Below are 21,666 nucleotides of genomic sequence, written 5' to 3' on the forward strand. Positions count from 1 at the left end.
CACTCCGGGGGCGGCCCGCGCGGCCGCCCCCGCCCCCGAACGCGTCAGCGGCACCCGTCGCCGACGATCTCCTGCACGACACGATCAAGGAGGATCCGTGAGATCACCACAACGAGAAGGCGCTCCGAAGGGGCGGTTGCGGCTGAGGCTGCTGGCCACGGCCGCGCTGACCGCGCTCCTGGTGGCCCCCTTCGCCGCCCAGACCTCGTCCGCCGCTGAGGCGGAGCTCATCGTCAACGGCGGCTTCGAGAGCGGCATCAGCAGCTGGTTCGTCAACAACGGCAACGCCGCCGACGCCGGCACCATCGCGACGACCACGGATGCGCGCACCGGCACCGCCGCAGCGCTCGTCACCGGCCGCACGACCACCGGCGCGGGCGCCATGCAGGACCTCAGCGGCAAGGTCGTCGCCGGCCAGACCTACCAGGTCAAGGCGCAGATCAAGTACGAGAACGCCGCGAGCCCCGCGACCAAGCAGTTCTTCGCCACCATGCACTACGGCGGAGGCACCTACACGAACCTCGCGAGCGTCACCGCCACGAAGGGGCAGTGGGCGACGATCAACGGATCGTTCACCATCCCCGCCGGGCAGAGCGTCGCGACCGCGCGCCTCTTCTTCGAGACGCCGTGGACCGCGACTCCCTCGGCCGCGCCCGAGACGCACCTCATGGACTACAAGCTCGACGACGTCTCGCTGGTCGGAGCGGCGCCGCCCGCGCCCGCCTCGCGCACCATCGAGGTCGTGGGCAAGATCCCGGGCGACCACAACCCGCTCATGGGCTGGAAGTTCGGCGCCGACGGCTTCGGCTTCGTCGAGAACGGCCGCGTGTACATGTACATGACGAACGACACCCAGGGCTACGCTCCGAACCCCGCCACGGGCGTCTCGGCGGGCATCGACTACGGCAAGATCAACCAGATCACCGTGATCTCCTCGGACGACCTCGTCAACTGGACCGACCACGGCGAGATCCAGGTCGCCGGCTCCACCGGAGTCGCGCCCTACACCGGCAACTCGTGGGCTCCCGGCATGGCGAAGAAGACCGTGAACGGCGTCGACAAGTACTTCCTCTACTACGCCAACGGCGGCGGCTCCAGCAACGTGATCACCGGCGACTCGCCGGTGGGTCCGTGGACCAGCCAGCGCACCTCCACGCTCATCAACGCGTCCACCCCGGGCGCCGAGGCGGTCGCGTGGAAGTTCGACCCGGCACCGCTCGTCGACGACGACGGCCAGGGCTACCTGTTCTTCGGAGGCGGACCCGCCTCGACCGCGCTCCCCGCGGCCGAGCGCTTCAACAACCCGAAGAACATCCGCGTGATCGAGCTCGGCGACGACATGATCTCGACCCAGGGCACTTCCGCCGTCGTGGACGCGCCCGTCGCGTTCGAGGCGGCCCAGGTGTTCAAGCGCCAGGACAAGTACTACCTCTCGTACTCGTCCCACTTCGGCGGCAACGACTTCGGCGGCAACCAGACCCGCGAGCCCGGCTACCCGGGCGGCGGCGAGATCGGCTACATGATCTCGGACGACCCGATGTCCTGGCCCAAGGAGAACTACGCCGGCGTGATGTTCCCGAACCAGAGCCGCTTCTTCGGAGCCGGCACCGGCGGCAACAACCACCAGTCGGTCTTCGAGCTGGGCGGCAAGTACTACTTCACCTACCACGCGCCGACGCTCAACAAGCGGATCAACGGCGACACCACCCAGGGGTACCGCAGCCCGCACATCCAGGAGCTGCAGTTCAACGCCGACGGCACGGTGCAGCAGGTGGTCGGCGACTACAAGGGCGTCGACCAGGTGAAGGACTTCGATCCGTACCGCACCTTCCCGGCCGAGACCATCGGCTGGAGCAAGGGCATCGCGACGGCGCCGCTCGGCACCCCCGCCGCGGGCGCGACGCAGAACCTCGTGCTGAAGGACCTCGACAACGGCGACTGGACCGCGCTGTCGGCCGTCGACTTCGGGGACACCGGAGCCGCGACGTTCACCGCGAAGGCCAAGGCGCTGCAGGCCGGCGGCACCGTCACCGTCCGCCTCGACTCCGAGACCGGGCCCGTCGCGGGCACCGTCGCGGTGAACGGGACGACCGGTGAGTGGACCGACGTCAGCGCCGCGCTGACCGGAGCGACCGGAGTGCACGACGTGTTCTTCAGCTACTCCGGACCCTCCGGCGACCTGTTCGAGCTCGACACCTTCGCCTTCACCGAGGGCGAGGCGGCTCCGGCGCTCGACATCACGGCGAGCGCGGCGACCCGCTGCATCGCGGGCAAGGCGATCGTCACCGTCCAGGCGAGCAACGGCTCCGACGTCCCCGTCGGCGTGACCTTCACGTCGACGTCCGGCACGAAGTCGTTCACCTCGGTGGCGCCCGGCAAGACCGTGTCGCACGCCTTCACCACCCGTCAGGCGAACCTGCCCGCCGGTGCGGTGACCGTCGAGGCCACGGCCACGATGAACGGCGCCCCCGTCGAGACGGAGGTGAGCGCTCCGTACGCGGCGCGCCCGTGCTCGTAGCGCACGGCTGAACCACCGGGGAGCGCCCCCGGCCCTGCGGGGCCGGGGGCGCTCCTGCGCGTGCGGGGGGATCTCGATGCGCCCTCCGGGGCTGCTCGATCAGCATGTGCCGGCCGCGCAGCGGGGTGATGAGACCCCGCTGGGTCAGCGGGTGTCGGCCAGGCGCATCGTGCCGCCGGCCTGGGCGGCGAAGGCGCGGGCGGTCGCCGCGATGGTGCGCTGCATGACCCGCGCCGCGGCGGTCGGCGCGAGGTCCGCCGGGCGCGCGAGGCTGATCGTCCGGGTCAGGGTGGGCTTCTCGAGCGTCGGCTCCTCGAGGCGGATCGAGCGCAGCCCCGGGCGCCCCTGCAGCACCATCGCCGGGACGACCGCGACCCCGAGGCCCCGCTCGGCGAAGCGCAGCACCGCGTCCATCTCGGCGCCCTCCAGCACCACGTCCGGCTCCAGGCCCGCGGCGGCGAACGCGGCGTCGGTCGTGCGGCGCAGGTCGTAGCTGGAGTTGAAGACGATCTGCGGGAGGCGGGCGACCGCCGCCAGGTCGAGCGCGCCGGTCGCGGCGAGGGGAGGCTCCGCGGCGGAGGAGACCACGACGAGCTCCTCGACGAGCAGCGGCGTCACCGTGAAGGCGCCGGGAGCGGCCGCGGTCGAGGTCGTCACCAGCGCCAGGTCGAGCTCGCCCCGGGCCAGCCGGTCGAAGAGGCTCCGCGACCCGTCCTCGGCGAGGTGCAGCTCCACGGCGGGATGCGCGGAGTGGAACGCGTGCAGCACCTCCGCGACGAGGCTGATGCAGAGCGTCGGCGTCGCGCCGAACCGCACCCGGCCGCGCTCGAGTCCGGCCAGCTCGGCCAGCTCGCGGCGCACCGATCCGGCGTCGGCGAGCATGCGCCGGGCGAGCGGCAGCAGCAGCTCCCCGGCCGGTGTGAGGGTGCTGCCGGAACGCGCCCGGTGGAAGAGCTCGGAGCCGAGGTCCTGCTCCAGCGCGGCGATCCGGCGGCTCAGCGAGGGCTGCGCGAGATGCAGCTCCTCGGCGGCGCGGGTGAAGCTGCCGAGGCGGGCGACCTCGACGAATCCGGTGAGCTGCTCGAGATCCACATGCATACCCTATGCGCATGGCTGTGCCCAGCATTATGCATTGGAGTAATCGAAGCGCCGTGCCTAGCGTGGAGGCATGACCACTTCAGAGACCACCGCACCGGAGCGTCGGATCTCCACCTCCGTCCTCGTCATCGGCACCGGCGGATCGGGCCTGCGCGCCGCGATCGAGCTCGCCGAGGCGGGCGTGGACGTCCTCGCGCTCGGCAAGCGCTCGAAGTCGGACGCGCACACCTCCCTCGCCGCCGGCGGCATCAACGCCGCCCTCGCCACGATGGACCCCGACGACAGCTGGCAGCAGCACGCGGCCGACACCATCACCGAGTCCTACCAGCTCGCCAACCCGCACACGGTCGAGATCGTCACCTCCAACGCCGCCCGCGGCATCCAGGACCTCGAGCGCTACGGCATGCCGTTCGCCCGCGAGGACGACGGCCGAATCTCGCAGCGCTTCTTCGGCGCGCACACCTACCGCCGGACCGCCTTCGCGGGCGACTACACCGGCCTCGAGATCCAGCGCACGCTCGTCAACCGGGCCGCCCAGCTCGAGATCCCGATCCTGGACACCGTGTACGTCACGCGCATCCTCGTCAACGAGGACGGAACAGTGTTCGGCGCCTACGGCTTCGACCTCGTCGACGGCACCCGCTACCTGATCCACGCGGATGCGGTGATCCTCGCCGCGGGCGGCCACAACCGCATCTGGCGCCGCACCTCCTCCCGCCGCGACGAGAACACGGGCGACTCGTTCCGCCTGGCCGTCGAGGCCGGCGGCCGCCTGCGCGACCCCGAGCTCGTCCAGTTCCACCCGTCGGGCATCATCGAGCCCGAGAACGCGGCGGGCACGCTGATCTCCGAGGCCGCGCGCGGCGAGGGCGGCATCCTCCGCAACGGCCTCGGCGAGCGCTTCATGGGCAAGTACGACGCCGAGCGCCTCGAGCTCTCGACCCGCGACCGCGTCGCCCTCGCCTGCTACACCGAGATCAAGGAGGGTCGCGGCACGCCGAACGGCGGGGTCTGGCTCGACGTCTCGCACCTGCCGCGCGAGACGATCATGACCCGGCTGCCGCGGGTGTACCAGACGATGCTCGAGCTGCAGATGCTCGACATCACGAAGGACCCGATCGAGATCGCGCCCACGGCGCACTACTCGATGGGCGGGGTCTGGGTGCGCTCGGACGACCACAGCACCGACGTCCCCGGGCTCTACGCGATCGGAGAGGCCTCGAGTGGACTGCACGGCGCCAACCGCCTCGGCGGCAACTCGCTGATCGAGCTGCTGGTGTTCGGCCGCATCGTCGGGCAGGCGGCGGCGGAGTACTCCGCCTCACTGACCGCCCAGACGCGCTCGGCCGCGTCCGTCCAGGTCGCCCGCGACGAGATCGCCGGCCTGCTCGCGGCCGACGGCACCGAGAACGTCCGCGCCCTGCAGCGCGCGATCCGCAACACGATGACCGAGCACGCCGGAGTCGTCCGCGACGAGGAGGGCCTGCTCGCCGGGCTCGCCGAGCTGGACGCGATCGAGGCGCGCATCGCCGACATCGGCGTGCACCCGGACATCGCCGGCTTCCAGGACCTCGCCCACGCCTTCGACCTCAAGTCGGCCGCGATGGCCGCGCGGGCCACCCTCGAGGCCGCCCTCGAGCGCCGGGAGAGCCGCGGCTGCCACAACCGCAGCGACTACCCGGACATCGACCCGGCCCTCCAGGTGAACCTCGTCTGGTCGCCCTCCACGGGGATCACCCGCGAGGAGATCCCCGCGGTGCCGGAGGAGATCCAGGCGCTGATCAGCGGCGAGGTCGCCACCGCGGGCAAGCTGCTCGAGTAGCAGGAACCGCGACGGCACGACGCCGGTCGCCCTCACCGCCTGCTCGCCGGGCACCACCGGAGCCCAGGCGCCCCCCGGGATCCTCCTGGGGACCACGGACAAGGTCACCGCCCTGGATCCCGCCGGCTCCTGGGACCTCGGCTCGGCGACGCTGCAGAACCAGGTCTTCTCCTGGCTGCTGACCTCCGCCCCCGGATCGACGGATCCCGTGCCGGACCTCGCGGCCTCGGCCGAGTTCACCGACCCCACCCACTACCGCGTCGCCCTGCGCGAGGACGCCGCCTTCGCCAACGGCAATCCGCTCACCGCCTCGGACGTGGTTTTCACCTTCGAGCGCCAGGTGGCGATCGCCGCTCCGAACGGCCCCTCGTCGCTGCTCTCGGACATGGTCTCGGTCGAGGCGGAGGACGACTCCACCGTCGTCTTCACGCTGGCCACCCCGGACAACGCCCTCTGGCCCCAGATCCTCACCAGCCCCGCCGCCGCGATCGTCGACGAGGACGTCTTCTCGGCCGACTCCCTCACCACCGACGACGACATCGTCGCCGGCGACGCCTTCAGCGGGCAGTACTCCATCACGAGCTACACGCTGAACTCGCTCGTGCAGCTCACCCGCAACGACTCCTATGACGGCCTCCTCGGCGCCGCCGCCAACGAGTCCGTGATCGTCCGCTACTACGCGGACGAGAGCAACCTCAAGCTCGACATCCAGCGCGGCGAGATCGCGGTCGCCTACCGCACGCTGAACGCGACCGACACCGAGGACCTCCGCGGCGAGGAGGGCCTGACGGTGCACTCCGGTCCCGGCGCCGAGATGCGCTTCCTCGTCTTCAACCCCGAGACCATGCCCTACGGCTCCGCGACCCCCGAGGCCGACGCCGACAAGGCGCTCGCCGTCCGCACCGCCGTCGCCGACCTGATCGACCGCGACGAGCTGTCGGACCAGGTCTACAAGGGCACCTACGCGCCGGTCTACTCGATCGTCCCCAGCGCCCTGACCGGATCGACGCCGGCGTACGAGCAGGCCTTCGGCGACGGGAGCGGCGGTCCCAGCGCGGACGAGGCCGCCGCCGCGCTCCAGGCCGCCGGGATCACCTGTCCCGTCGATCTCAAGCTGCAGTACAACACCGACCACTACGGCTCCAGCACCTCGGACGAGTACGCGCTCATCAAGAACCAGCTCGAGCGCAGCGGGCTGTTCACGGTCGACCTGCAGTCGACGGAGTGGACGCAGTACGTGAAGGAGAAGTCGACGTCCTACCCGCTCTACCAGCAGGGCTGGTTCGCGGACTACCCGGACTCGGACAACTACCTGAACCTGCTCTACGGCACCGACGAGGCCCCCTCCATCCTCGGCGCCGCCGTGAAGGACGACGCCTACAACGAGGTCGTGCTGCGCGAGCGGAGCCTGGCGCCCGGCGACGAGCGCACCGCGGCGATCGAGGAGGCGCAGCGCCTCGCGGCGGAGAAGGCGATCACCGTGCCGCTCCTCGAGGGCACGGAGACCGTCATCGCCTCCTCCACGATCTCGGGCATCGACGACACGCCGACGGCTCCGGCCGATTCCGCTTCGGGCTGCTCCGGAGCGAGTGATCGGGGCGCGCTGATCGGCCGGACGGGCCGCGGCGCCGCAGGAGGGGGAGACCCTCGGCGGCCGCCGCGGCCCGTCCGTGCGTCCGGGGGCGGCACTGCGAGGGCGGCTCTGCCAGGACGGGGCACCCGGATCGATCAGCGCGCCAGCGCCGCCAGCTCCGCCCGGGTGCGGGCGCCGGCCTTGCGCAGCAGGTTCGACACGTGGAACTTCACGGTGTTGCCGCTGATGCCGAGGTCGTCCGCGATCCGCTGGTTCGAGGCGCCGAGCGTGATCAGGTTCAGCACCTCCCGCTCGCGGGCGCTGAGCTCGGCGAGGTCGAGCCCGTCGGGCTGCGCCGGCGGATCGAGGGGGAGGCGGATCGACAGGGTCGACCCCCAGCCCGCGGTCGACGCGACCGAGAGCTCCCCGTCGAGCCCGCGCACGCGCTCGGCGATCGGGCGCAGGGCGTCGTCGCGGGTCGTCAGCTCGCCCCGGCCGTCGTCGCGGATCTCGATGAGCAGGTTGAGCCCGTCGCAGTCCCACTGGATCCGCACCCGGCGCGTCTGCTCCGACTCCACGAACGCCAGCACGGCGCTCCGCACGATCGCGCGGGCCCCGTGCGCCACTTCGCCGGGGAGGGCGCGCCCGGTGGCGGGCGGCTCGACGAACTGCACGTCGAGGTCGCCGAAGCGGACGAGCGGGCGCAGGTCGCTCCGGAGCCGCGCGAACGCGCCCACGACGGGCTCCAGCATCGCGCTGCGCTGCTCGTCCGAGGCGGTGCGCAGCTCGACCAGGGCGTTCGCGGCGATGTCGATCGCGACGGTGCGGGCCGCACGGTCGTCGAGGCGCTCGGCGCGCAGGGCGGCGAGCACCGACTCCAGCGCCACCGCGTGCCGGTCGGCCTGCTCGGCCACCGTGCGGGCGTGCTGCTGCAGCAGGGTGCGGGAGGCGGGGGACTCGGCGGGATCCATCCTCCGAACCTACCCGTCCTACCCGCGAGCGGCATCGCCCACCCGATCGGGTAGGCGGACCTCCTCGATCAGGTGGCGCGCGGGCCGGTCGCCGGGCGCACTGTGGATCCATGCCCGCTGACGACCGCACCACCGACCCCGCAGAGGCGCTCGCCGTGATCGCCGCCGAGGTGTCCGCCGCGACCGCCTCGCTGACGACCGACCGCCTCGAGCCCGTCCTCGAGCTGCTCGCCGGCGCCGATCGCGTCTTCATCCACGGCGCCGGCCGCTCCGGCCTCGCCCTGCGGATGACCGCCATGCGCCTCATGCACCTCGGACTCGTCGTGCACGTGGTCGGCGACGTGACGACCCCGGCGATCCGCGGCGGCGACGTGCTGCTCACCGCGAGCGGCTCCGGCACCACCGGGGGCATCGTCCGCGCCGCGCAGGCCGCCGTCGACGCCGGAGCGCGGGTCGCGGCGATCACGACCGCCGCCGACTCCCCGCTGGCCGGGCTCGCCTCCGCCGTGGTGGTCGTGCCCGCCGCCGACAAGCTCGACCGCTCCGGCGCCGCCTCGGCGCAGTACTCCGGCGGGCTCTTCGAGCAGGTCGTCGTGCTCACCGGCGACGCCCTGTTCCACGCGCTCTGGCAGCGCCGCGGCGACAGCGCCGACGAGCTCTGGCCGCGCCACGCGAACCTCGAATGACCCGACTCCCCACCTCGACAGGAAGAAGAACCCCGTGAAGCTCCAGTTCGCCATGGACACCCTCAGCACCGACGCCGCCCTCGAGCTCGCCGCTGCCGCCGCCCCGCACGTCGACATCCTCGAGCTGGGCACCCCGCTCATCAAGAGCGCCGGCCTCTCCGCCATCACCGCCATCAAGGAGGCGCACCCCGACAAGACGGTCTTCGCCGACCTCAAGACGATGGACGCGGGCGAGCTCGAGGCCGACATGGCCTTCGCGGCCGGCGCCGACCTCGTGACGGTCCTCGGCGTCGCCGGCGACAGCACCATCGCCGGCGCGATCGCCGCCGGGAGGAAGCACGGCAAGGGCGTCGTCGTCGACCTCATCGGCGTGCCCGACAAGGCCGCCCGCGCCCGCGAGGTCGTCGCCCTCGGCGCCGAGTTCGTCGAGATGCACGCCGGTCTGGACGAGCAGGCGGAGGAGGGCTTCACCTTCGAGACCCTGCTGCGCGACGGCGAGTCCTCCGGCGTGCCGTTCTCGGTCGCGGGCGGCGTGAGCACCGCCACCATCGAGTCGGTGCAGCGCGCCGGCGCCCTCGTGGCCGTCGCGGGCGGGGCCATCTATGGCGCCCCGGACGTCGGCGAGGCCGCCGCGGCCCTCCGCGCCGCCATCGTCTGACCCGTCGGCGCCGCCGCCCCCGAGGCCCGCTGATCCGGGTCGCGAGGGCGGCGGCGCCCGCGTCCGCGCGGGAGGCGGCAGCGCATCCCCGCCGGACGCCCGGCCCCTCTCGACTCGCCGACGGCGCGGTCCTACAGTGGCTGCGACGACCCTCGACTCCCGCCGCGGGACCGACGGCGCCGTCGCGAGCGGAGGGAAGCCGTGTCCTCGACCGCCCCCGTGCCCGGAGCCGCCGTCGACGCCTCGACGAGGCTCCGCGACTTCCACCAGATCCTCCTCAACACCGCCGTCGCGAACGTGACGACGAGCTTCCTCTGGTTCGCGCTCACGTTCTGGGTGTACCTCGAGACGCGCTCCGTCCTGGCGACCGGGATCATCGGCGGCGCCTACATGCTGCTCGTCGCGGTCTTCGCGATGGCCTTCGGCACGATCGTGGACCGGCACCGCAAGTTCCGCGTCATGGTGTTCGCCGGCGCGGTCACGCTGGTGTCCTTCGGCGTCGCGGGCGGTCTCTTCCTCGCGCTGCCCGAGGCGGCGCTCCTGGACTTCCGCGCCCCCTGGTTCTGGGTGTTCTCGGGCACGATCCTCTTCGGCGCCGTCATCGAGAACATGCGCAACATCGCCCTGTCCACGACGGTGACCCTGCTGGTCCCGGTGGAGGGGCACGCCCGCGCGAACGGCCTCGTCGGCACGGTCCAGGGCCTCGCCTTCGTGGTGACGAGCGTCTTCAGCGGGCTCGCCATCGGCCTGCTCGGCATGGGGTGGACGCTGGTGATCGCGATCGGCCTCTCCGCCGCCGCGCTCCTGCACCTCCTCTTCCTGCGCATCCCGGAGGACCGGCCCGCGCCGACGGGGGAGAGGGCGCCGCTGATCGATCTCCGCGGCAGCATCACCGCGGTGCGGGCGGCGACCGGGCTGTTCGCGCTCATCGTCTTCTCGACGTTCAACAACCTGATCGGCGGCGTCTACATGGCGCTGATGGACCCGTACGGCCTCGAGCTGTTCCCGGTCGAGCTGTGGGGCGTGGTGCTCGGAGTGACGGCGACCGGTTTCGTCATCGGCGGTCTGCTCGTCGCGAGGTTCGGTCTCGGGAGGAACCCGATCCGGACGATGCTGCTGCTCGTGATGGCGATGGGCCTGATCGGCGCGGTCTTCACCCTCCGCGACTGGTGGTGGCTCTACGCCGGCGGCATCTGGATCTACATGACCCTGATCCCGGCGGTCGAGGCCGCCGAGCAGACGGTGATCCAGAAGGTCGTCCCCTTCGAGACCCAGGGGCGCGTCTTCGGCTTCGCGGCGGCGTTCGAGTCGGCCGCCGCTCCGATCACGTCGTTCCTCATCGCCCCGATCGCCGAGTTCGCGCTCATCCCGTACATGGAGTCGCCGGCCGGGCGCTCGGCGTTCGGCGGGCTGCTCGGCGACGGCATCGGCCGGGGGATCGCGCTGGTGTTCCTGGTCGGCGGAGTCGTCATGATCATCGCGGCCGGCGCGGCGATGCTCACCCGCTCCTACCGCGTCATGTCGGCGCACTACCTGCGGGAGGCCGCGGCGAGCGGGGAGGCGGAGCCCGTCGGCACGGAGGCGCCGGAGACGCACCGGACCGCGCCGAGCACCGTCGAGCAGAACCGCTAGCGCCCGCAGACGCCGCCCGTCATGCGCCTCCGGGGGGTCCGGCGGACCGGACGGCGCCGACACGAGGAAGACGTGCCGGACGCCCCCTCCCCAGGGTGCGGCGTCCGGCACGTCGGCTGCGACCACCCGGTCGAGGGGCCCTCCTCGACTCCCGAGCGCTCCGCTGCCCCGCGCCTCCGGAGGGAGACATCGGGGCATGCGGCGCCGGCGGGGGGAGGGCTCTGGTTCCCCGCCCCGCCGGCGCCGGCCGCCCGCGAGGGGCGGCGAGGATGCTCGTTCGGGCGTGCCTCGAGTGACGGCTACATGCCGTCACTGAGCATGGACTGCACCAGCTTCACGTGGCGCTCGAGGTTCAGCTGGCTGAACTCGCTGTTGTAGTTGAGGCCGTAGTTCAAGATGTGACCCGGGGTGCACTGGATTGTCGCGTCCGGTCCGTCCCAGGTGCGCAGCAGTGCCAGGGCCGAGTCCCAGCTGCTGTTCTCGCAGTTCGTGTTGAAGGTGGTCGACGTGCCCAAGCCCACGGTGTGCGAGATCTCGTGCATGGCGGTGCCCTCCACCATGTAGACGCGCTCCTTGCCGAAGCGGATCTGGCCGTAGATGTTCGCATCGGCCGTCGGGGTTCCGGGGCTGTACGAGACGGTCAGGGAGCGGGAGATGTTGCTGAGGCGGTTGTAGCGCGCCACGGCGCGGTCCATCGCGTCGGTGATGCGGGCGTAGGCGTCGGCCTCGTCCGCGGTCGGGCTCGCGACGCGGTTCAGCGTCCAGGTGATCTTCTGCACGGTCGGATCGGTCAGTGCCCAGCGCTGGGCCTTGGAGCCGGTGCAGGTCCACTGCTGAATGGGGGAGCCGTCGATCTGGCGGAAGTCCTTGTTGTCGAGGCAGAGGTCGCTGTGCCGATTGGCGATCTCGGCGTAGCCTCCGCCGACGGAGGTGATCCGCCACTGCTGGGCGGTGCTTCCGTTGCAGCTCCACTGCCGCACCTCCGAGCCCGGAGTGGTGCCGAAGTCGAAGTTGTCGAGGCAGAGGTTGCTGAAGGTGTTCTTGATCTCGGCGTAGCCGGTGCCGAGGTCGGTGACCTGCCAGCGCTGGTTGCTCCCCTCGGTGCAGCTCCACTGCCGCACCTCGGCTCCGGGCTGAGTGCCGAAGTCGAAGTCGTCGAGACACATGCTGCTGTGCTGGTTGCGGATCTCCTGCGCCGATCCGAGGCCGACCGGGGCGGTGGCTGCAGAGGCGGGCGAGCTGATGCCGAAGGTCGTGATGCCGACGACGGCCGCGATCAGGGCGCCGATCAGGCGCTTGGAGGGGTGGGACTTCGTTGTCCGGGACATGGGTGCCTTTCACAGACATCCGGCGTCCCCGAAGGGACGCGGATGAGGGTCGCAGGAAGGAGCCGTGTCCGAAGGGATCGGAGCACGGCAGAGGATGCGCCGGAGCGACCGGGATGGTGATCCGGTCGTCCCGCCGCGGGACGCGTCAGCGCCGACGCTCCGAGTGGGATGGGAAGCTGATCACGACCTGCATGTTGACGTGGACAACCATCGACCGGTCGCGGAGCCGGTGTCAAGTGCCGGTCTCGAGCGGATCCGGTCCGAGCCCCGCCGGGCGAGCGTGATCCGTCCACGCGGATCCCCGTGCTCGCAGGGAGAGAGCGCTCACACCCGCCGTCGCTGCGGCATCGCCCGGGAATCCGCCATTGTTACCGTTAACAAAAGTCGGTACGGTGTCACCTGAAGTGGGCAAGCGCGTCCTCGCGCCTCGCGTCCCACTCCGACCGGTTCGAAGGCGAACCTGAGAGGAACGTCGATGATGACGACAGCACCACCCTCCCGCCGCACCCTCCCGCCGCAGGCCCACGCCCGGCCCCGATGACTGTCGGCCCGGCCGACAGCTTCCACGCGGTGACCGCGGTCGGCGCCCGCAGCGCGCGACGTCTCGTCCTCGCACCCACGTCGACCTCCGCCTCCCGATCACGGGTCGCCAGGCCCGCGTCCCGGGCCGCCTTCCGGCGATTCCCTCCCCGCCAGACGGACGCCGGACTCACCACTCCGCCGGCCGATCGCGCGGGCTCCGTCCTCCCCCTCCGACCCCTCACCTGAAGGACCCCCCATGTCACGAACCCCCCGGCAGGAGCGCACCCGGCGCTCACGCCTCCCCCGAGCGGGCGCCGCGCTGACGCTCGCCATCGCCTGCCTCGGCGGCGTACTCGGACCGATCGGCGCCGCCGGCGCCGCAGAGACCGTCCCCGCTCCCGCGCTGCAGTACTCGTTCGACGGCATCGGCGCGACGCTCGCCAATGGAGCCGTCGTCGCAGACTCCGCTCCGGGCAACCACCCCGGCACCCTGATCAACTCCGGCGCGACCAGCGTCGCGGGTCCCTCCGGCGCCTCCACCGACCGCGCTCTCTCGCTCCCGGGCGGATCGAGCACGTCGGCCGCGCCGCACGTCCGGATCGCCCCGGGCCTGATCCCCGCCGGCACGCAGGACGTCACGATGTCCGCCTGGCTGCGCTGGAGCGGTGCTCCGGACTGCACCTGGCCCTTCACGCTCGGCTCCAGCGTCGACTCCCACGTCCTCTCCACCACGAAGTGCGGACCGGCCGGCTTCGGCGCGATCAAGAGCGGCTCCGAGGTGCGGGCCGCAGGCAACACTCCGGTCGCCGCGAACCGCTGGGTGCACATGGCGGTCGTCGTCAAGGGCGGCCAGTCGGTCTCGACCTACTTCGACGGAGCTCTCGTCGGCCAGGGCAGCACGACCTTCACCGCCGCGTCCGCGATCGGCACGTCCACGTTCTCCGGCTTCCTCGGCAAATCGTTCTACGGCGCGGACGCCTACTGGGCCGGTGCCATCGACGACATGCAGGTCTGGACCTCCGCGCTCACCGCCGGCCAGGTGCAGCAGAGCGCCGCATCCGTGCACTCGGTTCTCGCGAACCAGGACGCCGCCGTCTCGCTCGGCGACACCTCGAACGTGACCTCGAACCTCGCCCTCCCCACGACCGGCGCCAACGGCTCCACTATCACCTGGACGTCGAGCGCCCCCGGCGTCGTCAGCACCAGCGGCGTCGTCACCCGGCCCGCCGCGGGCAGCCCGGACGCCACCGTCACGCTGACCCCGACCGCCGTCCACGGCGGCATCACCGTCGTCGGCCGTGCCACCACCGTGTTCGTCCCGGCGTACGCCGCCGGTGACAGCGCCGAGGCCGAGCTCGCCCGGGCCGTCGCCGACGGCATCAGCAACGATCCCGCTCTCGCCGGACCGGTGCGCGGCAGCCTGAACCTGCCCTCGACCGGAGCCGACGTCGCCGCCACCGCCGCGCGCGCGAACAGCTCCAGCGCCGTGGTCAGCTGGACCTCGTCGAACGAGGCCGTCATCACCTCCGCCGACAAGGGCACCGCGCCGAACGTCGTCGCGAAGGGCTCGCTCACGCGCCCGTCCGCCGACACCACCGTCACCCTCACCGCGACGGTCACGGTGCCCGGCACCACGCCCCTCGTGCGGACGCTCACGCGCACCGTTCCGGCCGCGGCTCCCGTGGCCGCGAGCGACCTCGACGCGTACCTGTTCGCGTACTTCACCGGCGACAGCATCGAAGGCGAGAAGATCCGCTTCGCGACCTCCGACGGCAACGACTCGCTCACGTGGAAGACCCTGAACGACGCCCAGCCGATCCTCACCTCCACCATGGGCACGAAGGGGCTGCGCGACCCGTTCGTCTTCCGCTCGAAGGAGGGCGACCGCTTCTTCCTGATGGCCACCGACCTCTCCGTCGGCACCACCGGCTTCGGCGGATCGACCAACCGCGGCAGCCGCTACCTCGAGATCTGGGAGTCCACGGACCTCGTCAACTGGGGCCAGCAGCGCCACGTCGAGGTCAACCTGCCCAACGCGGGCATGACCTGGGCACCGGAGGCCACCTACGACCCCACCATCGACGCCTACGTCGTCTACTGGACCTCGGCCCTCTTCACCGACAGCACGCGCAACGTCGAGGACGGCAACGGACCGCAGATCCTCACGTCCACCACCCGCGACTTCCGCGACTTCACCACCCCCGAGGTCTGGTTCAAGGCCGCTGACGTCCCCTCGCTCAACAAGAGCAACGGACTGATCGACGCCACGATGCTCAAGGACGGCGACACCTACTACCGCTTCACGAAGGCGACCCAGACCAGCGGCTGCCCCTCGCCCGACATCATCGGACAGAAGTCGACGAACCTCCGCGCCACCACCGCCTCCGGTGCGTGGAGCCTCATCGACACCTGCATCGGCCGCACCGCCGGAACGCCGGAGGTCGAGGGTCCCGAGATCTTCAAGACCAACGAGGGCGACCGGGCGGGGTACAAGTACTTCCTCTGGACCGACAACTACGGCGGACGCGGCTACATCCCGCTCGGCACGAACTCGCTCGAGGGCGACATCCAGTGGACGATCCCCAGCAGCTTCTCGCTGCCGACGTCGCCCCGCCACGGATCCGTCGTCTCCATCACTGCGAAGGAGCGCGACGGGCTCGCCGCGAAGTGGAACCCGTCGCTCCTGGTGACCTCGATCGACGCCGTGGCGCGGACCGTTCAGGCCGGATCGACCACCGTCGACCTGCCCGCCACGGTGGGCGCGACGTTCAAGGACGGCCACCGTGAGACGGTCGCCGTGACGTGGGCGACCGCCGATCTCAGCTCGCTGAAGAAGGCGGGCGACACCGTGCAGGTGCGCGGACAGCTCGCCAACTCGGCAGCGACGCCGGCCATCGCCACCATCACCGCCACGGCTCCTCCCGGACCGTCGCTGACGGCCTCGGCCGCGAGCCGCTGCGTCGCCGGCAAGGTGACGGTCACCGCGACCGGCACCAACACGAGCGGCTCCACGGTCGAGATGACCGTCGGCTCGCAGTGGGGGAGCAGGACCTTCGCCGGGGTCGCTCCCGGCAAGTCCGTGTCCGCCGCCTTCACCACCCGGGCGACCTCGGTCACCGCGGGCGAGGTGAGCGTCGCCTCGAAGGACGCGAACGGCACCAGGACGGCCACCGCGCCGTACTCGGCACTCACCTGCCGCTAGGCCGGTGACAGGGGAGGGGCGGCGTCCAGCCGCCCCTCCCCTGACCTCCTCCGTTCCGGGGCCTCCGGCCACCGGAGCAGGGGAGCATGGACCCCGCGTCCGTGCTCCCCGCATCCACCTCTCCCACGGAAGTAGACGAACAATGCGGTTCCGACGCACGACGGCCCTCCTGGTCGCCGCGAGCCTGACAGCGGGAGGGGCTGCGCTCGGCGCGGCACCCGCACAGGCCGCGGTGCCCAGCCCGGTCCTCTCCTACGACTTCTCCTCGTCCGCCGCCGTCGGCTCCGCCGTGGGCGCGGGCACGACCCTGACCGACTCCGCTGCCGGCCGCTCCGCCACCGTGCGCGGGACCGGAGCGACGACCGTCGCCGGTCCGCGCGGCGGCACCGACCGCGCACTCCGCCTCCCCGGCGGCGCCGCAGGCAGCTCCGCCGCCTACGCCGAGATCGCGCCGGGACTGACCACGGCGGCCACCACCGACGTGACCATGTCTGCCTGGCTGCGCTGGGAGGGGAACCAGAACTGCAGCTGGGCGTACGCGCTCGGGCAGTCGACCGAGCGGTACCTCTTCACCACGCCCCAGTGCGGAAGCAGCCTGATCGGTGCCGTGAAGAACGGCTCGGAGCAGCGCGCGGCCGACTCCGGTCCCGCCGCCACCGGCCGCTGGAGCCACGTCGCCGTGGTCCTGCGCAGCGGCGTCAGCGTCTCGACCTACGTCGACGGCCGGCTCGCCCAGACCACCCCGACCTCCGCGACCGGAGCGGCGACTGTCGGCACCTCCGCCTTCTCCGGCCTCCTCGGCAAGTCGTTCTACGGCCCCGACCCTCTCTTCGCCGGGGCGATGGACGACGTGCACGTCTACTCCTCCGCACTGACCCAGGACCAGGTGCGCGAGGACGCGGCTCCGGCCGCTGCCGCGATCGCTGCATCGGACGCCGCCGCGGCGACCATCGCCGTGACCGGACCCGTCACCAGCGACCTCTCCCTCCCGACCCGCGGCGCGGGCGGCTCCGTCCTCACCTGGGCGAGCAGCGACCCCGCGGTGATCGGCACCGACGGCTCCGTGCGCCGCCCGGCACCCGGCTCGGCGAACGCCACCGTGACCCTGACCCCGACCGCGACGTTCGCCGGATCCGCCGCCACCGGCACCGCGCGAACCGTCACCGTCGCCGCCGACACCGAGGCCGACGCCACGGCGCGCCTGCGCACCGCCCTCGTCGTCCCGCCGACCGTCGCCTCCGGAACCGCTCTTCCCACGGTCGCCGGCTACACCGTGTCGTGGAGCGCGGACGGTGCCGGCCTGTCCGGCAGCCGCCTCGTGAACGACTCGGCGACCGACCGGGCACTCGCGCTCACCGCCTCCGTGAAGGTCGGCGCCACCACGCTGACGAAGACCTTCCGCACCATCGTCCTCAGCGCCTCCACGGCGAAGACCGTGGTGTCGTACACCCGGACGCCGACCGGCGAGGACAAGGCGAACCAGGACACGATCGCCCGCGGCCTCCACCTGGCACTCGGCTCGTCCGTCGCCGACGCAGCACCGCTCTCGGGCAACTCGGGAGTCCTCTTCGCCGACGGGGTCTTCCTCGGAACCGACAAGGCCGACAACCGCGGCCTCGCGAACCCCTCGCTGTTCACCTTCGCCGACGGCACCGTCGGCGTGATCGCCACGCGCGTCCTGCAGTCGGGCGCGTCCGACGGCACCGGGGCCTCGAGCGCTCTGATCTTCAAGGCCACGGACGCCACCGCGTCCGACTTCACCGAGCTCGGCCTCATCGACCTCGGCACCACCGGCGGCGTCGTCGCGCCGAAGGCCGTCTTCGACACGGACCAGAACCGCTACCTCGTCTCCTGGACCGATTCCTCCGGGGCGGCGAAGTACACGACCGTCACTGACCTCGCCCGCACCGAGCTCCGCGCGCAGGCGTTCTGGCCGAAGGACGGCGGCCGTCGCAGCGTCGTCGTGACCGACGGGAACCGCGGTGCGGTCCTCGGTGGAAGCCCCGCCACCGTCGCCGCTCCCGACCTCTCCGGAGTCCCGGGCCGCGTCGCCGACGCTCTGCCGGGCGGCGCGCTGACCGTCTCCGGCTCCGTCGCCGACTCGCTCGTGAAGAGGTTCGGCCGCACGGTCAACACCGGATCCTCGGTCGCACCGCAGACGATCGATCAGGGCGACACCTCCGCCCTGTCCGGAGTGAAGGCGCAGCTCTCCTACAACGACGGCTCGACCGGCAGCCTCGGCATCGACTGGAACCAGCAACAGCTCGCCGACCTCGCCGCGAAGGGCCCGGGAACGTACGACCTCTCCGGGACCGTCCGCCAGCGGCAGTACAACGAGCCGTTCGCCTACAACCGCGCGGATCCGACGATCTACCGCTACGAGCGCAACGGGAAGACGCAGTACCTCTTCACCGCCACGGACGACACGAACAACAACAACGTCGCCTCGCAGCACCTGCCGATCCGAGTCGCCGACAGCATCGACCAGCTCAGCGACGACAACGGCGGACGGGCCCGTGAGGTGGACCTCCTCAACCGCACCACGCGGATGGACCGCACCGCCGAGGGCAAGGTGATCGCGGGCTGCTACTGGGCCCCCGAGATCCACGAGATCGGCGGCAAGCTCTCCATCCTGTTCGCCCCGTGCTTCAACCCGGACAACGACCAGTCGAACCAGAACGGTCAGTGGTTCACGGTGCAGGCGCACATCATGCAGCTGCGCGACGGCGGAGACCCCGCGAACCCCTCCGACTGGAGCGCGCCGCGCGCCGTCGTGAAGAGCGACGGGAGCGCCCTCGGACGCCCCGGCACGGGACGCAACATCAGCCTCGACATGACCTACTTCGAGTCCGGTGGAACTGCGTACTACGCCTGGTCCCAGCGCTACGTCGACAACGGAGTGAGCGACCCGGCGACCTGGATCGCCAAGGTCGATCCCGCGAACCCCACCCGCGTCATCGGCGAGCCGACCCCGATCATCGTGCCCTCGCTGACGTTCGAGGACCACCTGTCCGAGGGAGCGTTCGCGATCCAGCGCGACGGGAGGATCACGCTCGTCTACTCCAGCAGCGGCGTCAGCCCGAAGTACATCGTGGGCGGCGCCTGGGCGAAGGAGGGCAGTGACCTGACCGACATCGCGAGCTGGACCAAGTACGACGCCCCGCTCCTGCAGAGCGTTCCCATGCCCGACGGCGTCCTCGACTACCGCACCTACGAGCAGGGTCCCGGCCACGGAGCCGTCACCCAGGACGAGGACGGCAACGACGTGTACGTCTACCACACCTGGGGCAACGGAGTCGGGGGTGACGGCCGCGACACCCGTCTCGCCCGCATCCACTACGCCGCCGACGGCCGGCCGGTGTTCGACCTGACGCCGACGGAGGAGGTCGCACCCGCGAACCGGACTGTGACCGCCAAGGTCACCGTCACGTCGCCCCTGACCGTGACCGCCACGGCGTCGACCCGCTGCGTCAGCGGGAAGGTCGTCCTGACCACTGTGGTCAAGAACGACAGCCGCTCGATCATGGACATCACGACGGTCACCGCCTTCGGCTCGAAGACCGTGACCGGAGTCGCTCCGGGATCGTCCGCGTCGAGCGCCGTCACCACCCGAGCGGTCTCGATCCCCGCGGGGTCGGTGGCCGCGACAGGAAAGGCCGTCGTCGACGGGAAGACGGTCAGCACGCAGACGAGCGTCGACTACCTGGCGCGCAGCTGCCGTTGAGAAGGCGGGGGAGCGGGCGCCACGATCGCCCGCTCCTCCGCTGTCCCGCCCCGACCGGCACTGCGCCCGACCTGCAGCGCCGCCACCTCTGGAGGACGACCGACGAGATGCACCACAGAGTGAGAACCAGGACCGTCCCGACCACCGGGCTCGTGCTGACGAAGGTCGTGCAGTCGCACCCCCTCACCGAGGAGAAGGACGACGGAGCGGCCGGGAGCGCAGCTGCCGTCGGAGGACACGACCTCCTGCTGATCAACGGCAACGCCCTCCCTCTCTCCTGAGCCCCCCTGCGCCGTACGGACGGGTCCTCGACCCTGATCGCCCGACGATCCCGCCGCGGCGGCATCACCACCGGCTGCGGACCGGGGCGGCGATCGGGCCGTATCCTGCTGTCCGGACCGATCGCTGATGTGCGAACCTCTCCTGAGCGGACTCCCGGATGTGGGCCGACCGTGACCGGTCCGGCCCGTTCCTCTCGTTGCAGCAGGAGACCGCCGTTCCCCAGGAGATACCCGTGATGCGCCTCGATCGATTCCTCGTGTCCCTGGCACGCTCTGCGCGGTGCACGAACCGCTGCGGAGCCTGCGGGCTCGACTGCAGCATCGACGTCTTCATCCTGATCGCGCTCGCGACCGGAGAGAACCGCGACGAGACCCGCCTGCGAGCAGTCCTCGACCTCCGCTCCGGCGACCGTGTCGAGGTCCTCGAGGTGCGCAAGCGGCTCCTCCGGCTCTCCCGCCGGGGCCTGGTGCTCCTGGAGAGAGGCAGGAGGACCGCACTGCAGCGCATCGAGCGCTTCTCGATCACGCGCGACGGCCGGGCCTTCCTGGCGTCCCACGCGAGAGCGCTGGACCTCCTCGCCGAGGAGATCCACGTCGCGCTGCTGTCCCGCTGACGAGCGGAGTGCCTGTGCGGGCGCACGCGGGACGTCTCCTGGTCGGCCGTCGTCGGACCGGTCGTGTCGGTGACGCTCCACGTGGCGCGACTTCGACATGGACGTCGCCTCCGGCTGCGTCCTGAGCGCTCCGGGGCAGCACGAGGCGTCGCCGACCATCCTGGGCGCCGCGCTCGCGACCGTGCTGCCGCGGCGCGAGGCGGTGGCGGCGCTCCTCGAGGAGGCCGTCCCTGCTGCATCCTCAGCAGTGCGAGGCCGGCCTGGGGCTCGCCTCGACCCAGGAGCCGGGTCCGGGGACAGGCCTGTCCTGATCCTCGACCGCAGAAGGAAGAGTCTCGGTCCCGGTCGAGCTCCTCCGACCGGGATCCGCCTCGCGCCGGAAAGTGCCCTTCGTGCATCACCCCGTGCTGGAGAGCTGGATGATCTCGGAGATCACCGCGGCTCGAGTGTCGTCCGGTATCCGATCGCCTCCGAGGGAGTGGTGTGACCACAGGCCGTCAGCCGCAAGGCAGGCGATGAACTGGCGGAGAGTGATCGGATCTGTCGCGGTCTCCTCTGCGGAGGGCGTCCATCTTCGGCGCACCTCCGCTACCGGCGCTCGGAGAGCGGTGTCGCTGCCCGTGGCCTGGAGGAGTCCGATCTGCATGCGCGTCGACGGCGTCAGGGCGACGGCGACGTAGGCACTCACGCGCTCCGTCAAAGTGGCCTCGTCCGCCGTCTTCCCCGCGACGTCGATCAGCTGGGCTTCCCAGCCGGCCGCGACGTGCTCCTGGAGAGCATGGGCGAGATCGGCTCGATCGCGGAAGTGGTACATCATTCCGCCGCGTGTCAGCCCAGCCTCTTCGGCAGTCGCTTCGAGCGTGACGCGGACAGATCCTTCCCGCGCCGCGACGCGTACCGCGGCGTCGAGGATCCGAGTCCGGTTGTTGGGTCGCGTCGCGCGAGGAGACGTCCGAGGAGAGGGCAGGACCCCCTCACCGCTGGGCGGGTTCGGTTCCATGTCGTGATCGATTCCGCCGCTCCCTCGGTCCGAGTGA

General features: G+C 71.5%; 13 protein-coding genes and 1 pseudogene. 10 read left to right on the forward strand and 4 right to left on the reverse strand.

The window, feature by feature from the left end:
• The first annotated feature begins 97 nt into the window (after positions 1-97).
• Complete coding sequence (locus C5C99_RS05095) at positions 98-2,518, forward strand: family 43 glycosylhydrolase (protein ID WP_219813605.1); 2,421 nt, start codon at positions 98-100, stop codon at positions 2,516-2,518.
• Between the two features lie 144 nt (positions 2,519-2,662).
• On the opposite strand, the gene C5C99_RS05100 is transcribed toward C5C99_RS05095, so the two are convergent.
• The gene (locus C5C99_RS05100) at positions 2,663-3,616 is read right to left on the reverse strand and encodes a LysR family transcriptional regulator (RefSeq protein WP_104226031.1); all 954 of its coding nucleotides are present in this window, start codon (positions 3,614-3,616) and stop codon (positions 2,663-2,665) included.
• A gap of 70 nt (positions 3,617-3,686) precedes the next feature.
• Between C5C99_RS05100 and C5C99_RS05105 the strand changes: the two genes are divergently transcribed.
• The gene (locus C5C99_RS05105; protein ID WP_104247858.1) at positions 3,687-5,438 is read left to right on the forward strand and encodes an L-aspartate oxidase; all 1,752 of its coding nucleotides are present in this window, start codon (positions 3,687-3,689) and stop codon (positions 5,436-5,438) included.
• 208 nt (positions 5,439-5,646) lie between these two features.
• A pseudogene (locus C5C99_RS17450) lies at positions 5,647-6,717 on the forward strand (ABC transporter substrate-binding protein); the annotation flags it as partial.
• A gap of 449 nt (positions 6,718-7,166) precedes the next feature.
• Here the strand turns inward: C5C99_RS17450 and C5C99_RS16730 are convergent.
• Positions 7,167-7,982, reverse strand: a complete 816-nt coding sequence (locus C5C99_RS16730; RefSeq protein ID WP_104262329.1) for a response regulator transcription factor family protein — start codon at positions 7,980-7,982, stop codon at positions 7,167-7,169.
• 110 nt (positions 7,983-8,092) lie between these two features.
• Here C5C99_RS16730 and hxlB point away from each other — a divergent pair, with 110 nt between their 5' ends.
• The 3 genes from hxlB to C5C99_RS05125 all read left to right on the forward strand — a co-directional run bounded on the left by hxlB (position 8,093) and on the right by C5C99_RS05125 (position 10,958).
• Entirely contained in the window at positions 8,093-8,668 is a 576-nt protein-coding gene (gene hxlB, locus C5C99_RS05115) for a 6-phospho-3-hexuloisomerase (RefSeq protein WP_104317821.1), read from the forward strand.
• 34 nt (positions 8,669-8,702) lie between these two features.
• Complete coding sequence (hxlA, locus tag C5C99_RS05120; RefSeq protein ID WP_104224387.1) at positions 8,703-9,326, forward strand: 3-hexulose-6-phosphate synthase; 624 nt, start codon at positions 8,703-8,705, stop codon at positions 9,324-9,326.
• Between the two features lie 201 nt (positions 9,327-9,527).
• On the forward strand, positions 9,528-10,958 hold the full coding sequence (locus C5C99_RS05125; protein ID WP_104317822.1) for an MFS transporter: 1,431 nt from the start codon (positions 9,528-9,530) through the stop codon (positions 10,956-10,958).
• 299 nt (positions 10,959-11,257) lie between these two features.
• On the opposite strand, the gene C5C99_RS05130 is transcribed toward C5C99_RS05125, so the two are convergent.
• Positions 11,258-12,286, reverse strand: a complete 1,029-nt coding sequence (locus C5C99_RS05130) for an RICIN domain-containing protein (protein WP_104226029.1) — start codon at positions 12,284-12,286, stop codon at positions 11,258-11,260.
• 778 nt (positions 12,287-13,064) lie between these two features.
• Between C5C99_RS05130 and C5C99_RS05135 the strand changes: the two genes are divergently transcribed.
• The 4 genes from C5C99_RS05135 to C5C99_RS05145 all read left to right on the forward strand — a co-directional run bounded on the left by C5C99_RS05135 (position 13,065) and on the right by C5C99_RS05145 (position 20,629).
• Positions 13,065-16,010, forward strand: coding sequence for an immunoglobulin-like domain-containing protein (locus C5C99_RS05135; RefSeq protein ID WP_104224390.1), 2,946 nt, complete (start codon positions 13,065-13,067; stop codon positions 16,008-16,010).
• Positions 16,011-16,152: 142 nt separating this feature from the next.
• Positions 16,153-19,734 (forward strand): family 43 glycosylhydrolase, encoded by a 3,582-nt coding sequence (locus C5C99_RS05140; RefSeq protein WP_104339708.1) that lies wholly within the window; start codon positions 16,153-16,155, stop codon positions 19,732-19,734.
• Between the two features lie 119 nt (positions 19,735-19,853).
• On the forward strand, positions 19,854-20,015 hold the full coding sequence (locus C5C99_RS17030) for a hypothetical protein (RefSeq protein WP_181027229.1): 162 nt from the start codon (positions 19,854-19,856) through the stop codon (positions 20,013-20,015).
• A 233-nt stretch (positions 20,016-20,248) separates the two neighbouring features.
• The gene (locus tag C5C99_RS05145; protein WP_104249689.1) at positions 20,249-20,629 is read left to right on the forward strand and encodes a hypothetical protein; all 381 of its coding nucleotides are present in this window, start codon (positions 20,249-20,251) and stop codon (positions 20,627-20,629) included.
• A gap of 397 nt (positions 20,630-21,026) precedes the next feature.
• On the opposite strand, the gene C5C99_RS05150 is transcribed toward C5C99_RS05145, so the two are convergent.
• A complete protein-coding gene (locus tag C5C99_RS05150; protein WP_104339709.1) occupies positions 21,027-21,629 on the reverse strand; it encodes a TetR/AcrR family transcriptional regulator in 603 nt (200 codons plus the stop codon).
• Positions 21,630-21,666: the final 37 nt, after the last annotated feature.

This window comes from Rathayibacter sp. AY1C4, assembly GCF_002932195.1.
Classification (GTDB): domain Bacteria; phylum Actinomycetota; class Actinomycetes; order Actinomycetales; family Microbacteriaceae; genus Rathayibacter.

Coding starts and splice junctions, on each gene's coding strand:
- C5C99_RS05130 (WP_104226029.1), bottom strand. CDS start 12,286: ATGTCCCGGACAACGAAGTCCCACCCCTCCAAGCGCCTGATCGGCGCC.
- hxlB (WP_104317821.1), top strand. CDS start 8,093: ATGCCCGCTGACGACCGCACCACCGACCCCGCAGAGGCGCTCGCCGTG.
- C5C99_RS05100 (WP_104226031.1), bottom strand. CDS start 3,616: ATGCATGTGGATCTCGAGCAGCTCACCGGATTCGTCGAGGTCGCCCGC.
- C5C99_RS16730 (WP_104262329.1), bottom strand. CDS start 7,982: ATGGATCCCGCCGAGTCCCCCGCCTCCCGCACCCTGCTGCAGCAGCAC.
- C5C99_RS05135 (WP_104224390.1), top strand. CDS start 13,065: ATGTCACGAACCCCCCGGCAGGAGCGCACCCGGCGCTCACGCCTCCCC.
- C5C99_RS05105 (WP_104247858.1), top strand. CDS start 3,687: ATGACCACTTCAGAGACCACCGCACCGGAGCGTCGGATCTCCACCTCC.
- C5C99_RS05150 (WP_104339709.1), bottom strand. CDS start 21,629: ATGGAACCGAACCCGCCCAGCGGTGAGGGGGTCCTGCCCTCTCCTCGG.
- C5C99_RS05140 (WP_104339708.1), top strand. CDS start 16,153: ATGCGGTTCCGACGCACGACGGCCCTCCTGGTCGCCGCGAGCCTGACA.